Raw genomic sequence first — 7,877 nt, forward strand, 5'->3', positions numbered from 1 at the left:
AGCATGCTGGGCCGTCCGTGCACGGTGGCGGTGGTCTAAATCCATTTGGGGAAAGGGGGGGCCTCGCCCTGTTCAGGATTTGTGCAACAGCGCCGTTAGATACCCACACTTACGTTTAAAGCCCAAAAAGCTTCGTGCTCTCGGTTCTTTTGGCACGCAAGAGTTAGCAGAGAACGATGTTTGTATCCCATTGGATTGAAAAATATTATGTCGGTATGAAGGCAAGGCCTAAACTAGGCTCAACATCTTCTTCATCACAGCACCAGCATAAGCTTCAACTGAAGGCCACGTGTGCTTAAGCGTTGCAAGATCAATATCGAATGGCAATGGTTTTATCTTCTCCCAACGCCCATCTTGCCTTGCCAATGACTGCAGCAATAGGACAACCAGTTCATCGCTCATTCTTGCTCTCCCCGGCAAAGACACCATAGCAAGCTTGAATGACTCGCCCTCTCGCCACTGAAACTCGATCAAGCTGTAGAAGCGATGGTTGTAGATCAGATCAGCAACAACTGCGGCACGTCTTTGCTGCCGTCCTGAATCCAGATAGCTCCATTGCCATGCCTTATGCGGCTTTGTCAGCGGTATAAATGCTATGGCGTCAGTTCTGGTGCGGATTTTGGTTTGGCATCCAGCCAACCCATTCAGGTGGTTGACCATCGCCTCGAAATTTTCGAAACTCGCCGGCATGGCCTCCTGGCGTATATGCTTAATTTCGGCTGAAGTTGGAGTCACACCGTTATCTGAGTAGGTCCCATCCCCCGTGCCGAGCACATCAGTAGGAAGGGCAAGCGGGCGGACGATCCCAGCGCTAAAGTAGTGGCAGGCCTCCTTCTCGGGCTTCTCCAATTCCATGCAGGCCAAGGCTCCAAAACGCTCCTCTGGCAGGGTAACGACTGCGGATTGAACGTTGTTTGAGGGCTCATCATCGCTTTGCAGCTCGCCATCGGTCACATCTTTACCGGATGGCTGCTTTACAGGATATGCCGGCTCTTTTTGGTCATCAGGGAGGTCCTTGCCTTCTTCCGGTCGAAGATTACTGTTATCACGATCACAAGTAATCGCACTGAAGGGAAATGGCCCCGAGCAATGCTCCAAAGCAAAGACAATGAAGCGCCAGCTTTTCTCATCAGGCGTTCTCATTGCCTTCGTCCTCACCCGCAAGTTGGTTGCCCCAATGAAAGGGAACGCAGCTTCCGGGTACACGCGCGGCTTATTCTGCACGGCCTGCTTGATCATAGAGTCATGCACTAGAGCTGCCCCATCGAAGGCTTCCTGACAATTCAAAACGCGACCGATAATCCACGCATCTGCATCAGCAAACTCCTTACGAAGCCTGAGTATGCAGCGCCTCTCTGGCACAACGAACTGGCACTCATCCGGATTCACGATCGACCCCAGGTCGTGTCGAAAATCGCCGGCAAAGATGGCTTTTGCTAAGTCGGATGACGTGGCGTAGTAAAACCGGATGATTTCGGTAGTCGGGATAATGATGCCGTAAGGGTCGCCCTGCCATTCGATAGCCACGCAGTTTGTGGCAAGCCCGGCTCCGATCTGGTGATACTTCTTGCGGATGAGCTGCTGCCCATCTACCGACACATCCGATTTCACCAGGCGGACTGTCTTAGGCGAAATGATGAGGTTATCGAAGGTTTTGACCTTGCCGGCACTTGCTACAAGGCAATGCCGGTTTTGCCAAAGTGAACCGATGGTGACGAGAGGAAGCTGGCCAACGCCGATGCTGATCGAGCGGCGTTCTTCGTGGTTCACGGCGTTGCTGGCGGCATAATCCGTTGCTCCACCAACCACCGGACTGATGATGAGTTGGATTTTAGGTTCAGAGGGAACCTGTGGATTGCGCTCTACACCGCCAAACCAATCTACTCTCCAGATGCGGCCGTCGTCGGGAAACTCCTTGATCCTGGGAATTGCCTTTCGCACCGTCGCTCCTCTCAGTAGCGTTTAGCGATGTAGAGTACAAATTAGCGTTGTTTAGTCGCCAATAGCATTGGAAGTGTCACACACGCCAGCCTCATGCGCCTGCACGTCGGCGTGGTAGCTGGACCGCACCATGGCGCCGACAGCGGCGTGGACAAAGCCCATTTCGTAGGCTTTTTTCTCGAACATCTTGAACACGTCCGGGTGCACGTAGCGCAGCACCGGCAGGTGGCCGTTGGATGGTTGCAGGTACTGGCCTATGGTCAGCATGTCCACGTTGTGCGCGCGCAGGTCGCGCATCACTTCCAGAATTTCCTCGTCGGTTTCGCCCAGGCCTACCATCAGGCCGGACTTGGTGCGGACGTTAGGGTTCTGGGCCTTGTAGTCTTTCAAGAGCTGCAAGGAGTGGGCGTAATCGGCGCCGGGCCGGGCCTGCTTGTACAGGCGCGGCACGGTTTCCAGATTGTGGTTCATCACGTCCGGCGGGGTTTGGCTCAGGATGTCGATGGCGACGTCCAGGCGGCCGCGGAAGTCCGGCACCAGCGTTTCGATCTGGGTGCTCGGAGACATGCCGCGCACGGCGCTGATGCAGTCGGCGAAGTGCTGAGCGCCGCCGTCACGCAGGTCGTCGCGGTCCACTGAGGTGACCACCACGTACTTCAGTTTCATCGCCGCCACGCTTTCGGCCAGGTGCTTGGGCTCGTTTTCATCCAGCGGATTGGGGCGGCCATGGCCGACGTCGCAGAAGGGGCAGCGGCGGGTGCAGATGTCGCCCATGATCATGAAGGTGGCCGTGCCCTTGCTGAAGCATTCGCCGATATTGGGGCAGGTGGCTTCTTCGCAGACCGTGTGCAGCTTCTGCTCGCGCAGGATTTGCTTGATCTCGTGGAAGCGTTGGCCGTTGGGCAGCTTGGCGCGGATCCACTCCGGCTTTTTCAGCTTTTCGTCCAGCGGCACGATCTTGATCGGGATGCGGGCGGTTTTGGCTTCGCCTTTATGCTTCACCCCAGCCTGGTTGTCCGGCTTCATGCGGTCTCCTTGCTTGTGCTCAGGTGGCGTTCCAGGTGCGGCAGTAGCTTGTCGGCCGCTGCGGCTACCGTGAGATTGACGCCCAAATTCTTCATATGGGTCACCTTGAGGTTGGCGTAGCCGCAAGGGTTGATCCAGCTAAACGGAGTCAGGTCCATGTCCACGTTCAAGCTCAGACCGTGGTAGACGGCGCCGTTCTTGATGCGCAGGCCCAGCGAGCAAATCTTGGCGCCATCCACGTATACGCCTGGCGCGTCCACGTCGCCGTTGGCAGCTATGCCTTGCTCGGCCAGCATGTCGATGACGGCTTGCTCGATGTGGCGCACCAGCTCGCGCACGCCGATATGCATGCGCTTGAAGTCGATCAGCAGGTAGACCACCAGTTGGCCGGGGCCGTGGTAGGTGATCTGGCCGCCGCGGTCGGTCTGCACCACGGGGATGTCATGCTGCTCAAGCAAGTGTTCCGGTTTGCCGGCCAGGCCCTGGGTGTACACCGGCGGGTGCTCCACCACCCACAGTTCGTCCGCGGTGTTTTCATCGCGCTGGTCGGTGAAGGCTTGCATGGCGCGCCAGGTCGGTTCGTAATCGACCCGGCCCAGATGTTTGATGATGCGTGGCACCTGAACTCCCGGCTTTGTCTTAGAGGACCATCTTGACCATGGGGTGGCCGGTCAGCGACAGGTAGATGCTGTCCAGTTGCTGGCGCGAAGTGGCGGTGACCGTGATAGTCAGCGCGTAGAAGCGGCCGCTGGAGCTTTCGCGCAGCATCACATCCACCTCGGCGAGATCCGGGGCGTGGATGCGCACCACTTCGGTGATGGTGGTGACGAATTCGTCGTGCCGCTCGCCCATGATCTTGAGCGGGAAGCGGCAGGGGAATTCAAACAATTCCTGTTTTTCGTCGGACATGTCTAGCTACTCTAACGCGATTGCAAAAACAGCAGGCCGCGGACGGGCCGCGGCGCTGCGAACTGCATGATTCTACTACGAATTTATTACTTCCAGCCGAGCAGCAGTTTCAGGCTATCCCACAGGCGGCTGAAGAAGTTGCCTTCGTCCACGGCTTGCAATGCTACCACCGGGCGTTCCAGCAAAGGCTTTCCATCAAGGGAAACCGTTAGCTTGCCCACCACCTGGCCGGCCTTGATCGGCGCGATCAGGGGCTGCGTCGTGGTCAAATCAGCCTTCAGCTTGGAGGACTGGCCCTTGGCCACCGTGGCGTAGACATCGCTGCCGAAGCCGACTGGAACGATTTTGGCATTGCCCTTGTAAACGGAAACGTCGGAGACGCGGGCATTCGCGGAATATAGTTTGGGCGTGTCGAAGAATTGCAAGCCGTAGTTCAGCAGTTTGGAGCTTTCCACTGCGCGCGCTTCGGGGCTGGCGGTGCCGACGACGACGGAAATCACGCGGCGTCCGTCGCGGTGGCTGGAGGTCACCATATTGTAGCCGGCGGTGTCGGTGTAGCCGGTCTTCATGCCGTCGACGTTGGGATCGCGGTACAGCAGCAGGTTGCGGTTGGGCTGCTTGATGTTGTTGTAGGTGAACGACTTCATCGAGTAGATCGGATAGAACTCAGGGTAGTCGCGGATCAGCGCGGCGGCGAGGATGCCCAGATCGTGTACTGTGGTGTAGTGGCCATCGTGCGGCAGGCCGGTGGCATTCTTGAACTGCGTGTTCTTCATGCCCAACTTCTGCGCCTGTTGCGTCATCAATTGCGCGAACACGTCTTCGCTGCCGGCGATGGCTTCGGCCAGCGTCACGCAGGCGTCGTTGCCGGATTGCACGATCATGCCCTTGATCAGGTCGTCAACCTTGGCCGGGGTTTTCGGGTCCAGGAACATGCGCGAACCCTCGGTCTTCCAGCCGCGCTGGGAGACGGTCAGCATCTGTTCCAGCGACAGACGCTTCTCTTTCAGCGCTTTGAAGGTGAGGTAGGCGGTCATCAGTTTGGTCAGTGAGGCCGGTTCGACGCGGGAATCCGGATCTCGGGCGGTCAGCACTTGTTGGCTGTTGTAGTCGAGCAGGTAATAGGCCTTGCCGGCGATGTCCGGCGCGGGCGGGACGAAGGCGGCGTTGGCAAAGGCAAAAGACGGCAGCGCCAGCGCTGCCGCCACCAGGGCGGAAGTGATTTTTTTCATGTCGGAGCGGACTTGCAAGGGGTCACAAACAGTAGCCGGAGATTATACACGCTGCGGCGGGGGCCGCAGCCCGAAAAAGCCAGTCCGGATGCCCTGCATTTTGCAATGCAGCAAATAATGCCCGGCCGGCTTCCCGCTGGTTTGGAGTTCCTGATACTCTGGCAGTTCAAATACAAGAAACTACCAGGGACCAAGGCATCACCATGAGCGACAAGCATGATTATCTGGAACGCATCCTGACCTCTCGCGTTTACGATGTGGCGGTGGAGACGCCGCTGGAGCTGGCGCCCAATCTGTCGCGTCGCTACGGCAACCGCATTCTGCTGAAGCGCGAGGATCTGCAGCCGGTTTTTTCGTTCAAGCTGCGCGGGGCTTACAACAAGATGGCCAAGCTGTCGGCCGAGCAGCGCGCGCGCGGCGTGATCACCGCCAGCGCCGGCAATCACGCTCAGGGCGTGGCGTTGTCGGCCAGTAAACTCGGTTGCGAGGCCGTGATCGTCATGCCGGTGACCACGCCGCAAATCAAGATAGACGCGGTGAAGCAGCGCGGCGGCCAGGTGGTGCTGTCTGGCGATTCCTTCAATGAGGCCTATCTGCACGCGATGACGCTGGCGAAGGAAAGCGGCCGAACCTATATCCCGCCATTTGACGATCCGGACGTGATCGCCGGCCAGGGCACGGTGGGCATGGAGATCCTGCGCCAGCATCCGGACGATCTGAACGCGGTATTCGTCGCCATCGGCGGCGGCGGCCTGGCGGCCGGCGTGGCTAGTTTCATCAAGCGGCTGAAGCCGGAGGTGAAGGTGATAGGCGTGCAGCCGGTGGATTCCGACGCGATGCGGCAGTCCATAGAGAAAGGCGAGCGCGTCGAACTGAAGGACGTGGGCCTGTTCGCCGACGGCGTGGCGGTCAAGCTGGTGGGCGAGGAAACCTTCCGCATCTGCCGCGAACTACTGGATGAAATCATCCTGGTGGATTCGGACGCCATCTGCGCGGCGATCAAAGATATTTTTGAGGATACGCGTTCCATCGTCGAGCCGGCTGGCGCGCTGGCGGTGGCCGGAGCCAAGGCTTATATCGAGCGCGAAGGCTGCGAGGGGCAATCGCTGGTGGCGATCTCCTGCGGCGCGAATATGAACTTCGACCGGCTGCGCCATGTGTCGGAGCGTTCCGAGTTGGGCGAGCGGCGGGAGGCCATCATCGCCGTCACCATTCCGGAGAAGCCGGGCAGCTTCAAGCGTTTCTGTTCGGTGATAGGCGGGCGCAACATCACGGAATTCAATTACCGCTTCGCCGATCCCAGCGTGGCCCATGTTTTCGTCGGCGTGCAGATAGCTGGTCGCGAGGATGCGGAAAAGTTGCTTGGCGACTTGCGCGGCGAGGAGTTGGATGGGATAGACCTAACCGACAACGAGCTGGCCAAGCTGCATATCCGTCATCTGGTGGGAGGCCATGCGCCGCAGTTGAAGGACGAGCGGGTGCTGCGCTTCGAGTTTCCGGACCGTCCCGGCGCGCTGATGCGTTTCCTGGATGCGATGCGCACGGATTGGAACATCAGCCTGTTCCACTATCGCAATCACGGCGCCGACTATGGCCGCGTGCTGGTGGGCATACAGGTGCCGCCCTCCGATGCGCAGGCTTTTCAGCAGTTTCTCGATGCGCTGGGCTATCCCTATATAGAGGAAACCGAGAATCCGGCGTATCGCTTGTTTCTTGGCAAGACCATCCGTTAGATGGTGCAATGTCGAATCATGGATATTTGTGAAGCGAGATCATGATCAAGGCAGTGTTATTCGATCTGGACGGCACCTTGGCCGATACGGCGCGCGATCTGGGCGCGGCGTTGAACCGGCTATTGGCAGAAGAGGGCTTGCCCTCTCAGTCATATGATGCGATCCGGCCTATCGCCAGCCACGGCGCGCGCGGCTTGGTGAGGCTGGGTTTTGGTCAGGACATTGCTGCGGATAGGCTGGAGGCCTTGCGCATCCGTTTCTTGGATCACTACGAAGCCAGCTTCGCGGATGAGACCTGTCTGTTCGATGGCGTCAACGCCTTGATAGAGGAGTTGGACCGGCGCGGAGTGGTGTGGGGCATCATCACCAATAAGCCCATGCGTTTTACTGACAGGTTGGTACCGGCCTTGCCCTTCGCCAGCGCGCCGGCGGTGACTGTGAGCGGCGATACGGTTGGCGTGGCCAAACCTGATCCGCGGCCGATGTTGCATGCGGTGGAGCGCATAGGCATCGCGGCAGAGTCTTGCGCCTATGTCGGCGACGCGGAGCGAGACATCCAGGCGGGGCGTGCGGTAGGCATGAGGACGGTGCTCGCGAATTGGGGCTATATCTCGGATGAGGACAGGCCGGCGGAGTGGGGGGCGGACGTAGGCATAGACCACCCTTTGCAATTGCTTGACCATCTCCAGTAGCGGGAGGCGTACTACTTAATAGATCAGCACAGGCCGGCGGCAGCGCCGGCCTGTTTGTTTTTGGGCGTTTTGGCGAGGATGGCTAGCCCGCGGCGCAGGGAGTTGAAATTTCTTGCATTGCAATTTCTTTAAAAATCATCGCCTTGCATGAATACTGGGTGAAAAATTCAATTTTTCTCGCAAAAGGTGTTGACGGGTGTGGGGGGCGGGCGTATAGTTCGCCTCCTCAGCTGACGCAGCGAACGAAACAGCGGAAACGAAACAGTTTCCGGTGCGACGAAAGCAGCGAAGGCACTGCTCTTTAACAGAACGAATAACCGATAGGTGTAAGTGCTTGGCGAAAG

The 7,877-nt window shown here is 58.5% G+C and carries 7 protein-coding genes; 2 read left to right on the forward strand and 5 right to left on the reverse strand.

Translation table 11 applies throughout. The annotated features are described in order from the left end of the window. Positions 1-228 precede the first annotated feature (228 nt). The 5 genes from C2I19_RS03835 to C2I19_RS03855 form a co-directional block, all read right to left on the reverse strand. Positions 229-1,941, reverse strand: coding sequence for a hypothetical protein (locus C2I19_RS03835; RefSeq protein ID WP_103901398.1), 1,713 nt, complete (start codon positions 1,939-1,941; stop codon positions 229-231). 51 nt (positions 1,942-1,992) lie between these two features. Then, positions 1,993-2,967, reverse strand: a complete 975-nt coding sequence (gene lipA / locus C2I19_RS03840) for a lipoyl synthase (RefSeq protein ID WP_103901399.1) — start codon at positions 2,965-2,967, stop codon at positions 1,993-1,995. Next, the gene (gene lipB, locus C2I19_RS03845; protein ID WP_103901400.1) at positions 2,964-3,587 is read right to left on the reverse strand and encodes a lipoyl(octanoyl) transferase LipB; all 624 of its coding nucleotides are present in this window, start codon (positions 3,585-3,587) and stop codon (positions 2,964-2,966) included. Before lipB ends, lipA begins: the two co-directional genes overlap by 4 nt. Positions 3,588-3,606: 19 nt before the next feature. Then, the gene (locus C2I19_RS03850) at positions 3,607-3,876 is read right to left on the reverse strand and encodes a YbeD family protein (RefSeq protein WP_103901401.1); all 270 of its coding nucleotides are present in this window, start codon (positions 3,874-3,876) and stop codon (positions 3,607-3,609) included. Between the two features lie 86 nt (positions 3,877-3,962). Further along, positions 3,963-5,108: a D-alanyl-D-alanine carboxypeptidase family protein gene (locus C2I19_RS03855; protein ID WP_103901402.1), complete on the reverse strand. Its 1,146-nt coding sequence runs from the start codon at positions 5,106-5,108 to the stop codon at positions 3,963-3,965. Between the two features lie 203 nt (positions 5,109-5,311). Between C2I19_RS03855 and ilvA the strand changes: the two genes are divergently transcribed. Both ilvA and C2I19_RS03865 read left to right on the forward strand, forming a co-directional pair. After that, positions 5,312-6,841 carry a threonine ammonia-lyase, biosynthetic gene (gene ilvA / locus C2I19_RS03860; RefSeq protein ID WP_103901403.1) on the forward strand — a complete coding sequence of 510 codons (1,530 nt, stop codon included), beginning with the start codon at positions 5,312-5,314 and terminating at the stop codon, positions 6,839-6,841. Positions 6,842-6,882: 41 nt separating this feature from the next. Continuing rightward, positions 6,883-7,533, forward strand: a complete 651-nt coding sequence (locus tag C2I19_RS03865) for an HAD family hydrolase (protein ID WP_103901404.1) — start codon at positions 6,883-6,885, stop codon at positions 7,531-7,533. The last annotated feature ends 344 nt before the right edge of the window (positions 7,534-7,877 follow it).

This window comes from Chromobacterium alticapitis (assembly GCF_002924365.1).
Taxonomy (GTDB): domain Bacteria; phylum Pseudomonadota; class Gammaproteobacteria; order Burkholderiales; family Chromobacteriaceae; genus Chromobacterium; species Chromobacterium alticapitis.

What these genes read in the sequence shown, in the direction of transcription:
- ilvA (WP_103901403.1), top strand. Translation starts at nt 5,312, where the DNA reads ATGAGCGACAAGCATGATTATCTGGAACGCATCCTGACCTCTCGCGTT.
- C2I19_RS03855 (WP_103901402.1), bottom strand. Translation starts at nt 5,108, where the DNA reads ATGAAAAAAATCACTTCCGCCCTGGTGGCGGCAGCGCTGGCGCTGCCG.
- lipA (WP_103901399.1), bottom strand. Translation starts at nt 2,967, where the DNA reads ATGAAGCCGGACAACCAGGCTGGGGTGAAGCATAAAGGCGAAGCCAAA.
- C2I19_RS03850 (WP_103901401.1), bottom strand. Translation starts at nt 3,876, where the DNA reads ATGTCCGACGAAAAACAGGAATTGTTTGAATTCCCCTGCCGCTTCCCG.
- C2I19_RS03865 (WP_103901404.1), top strand. Translation starts at nt 6,883, where the DNA reads ATGATCAAGGCAGTGTTATTCGATCTGGACGGCACCTTGGCCGATACG.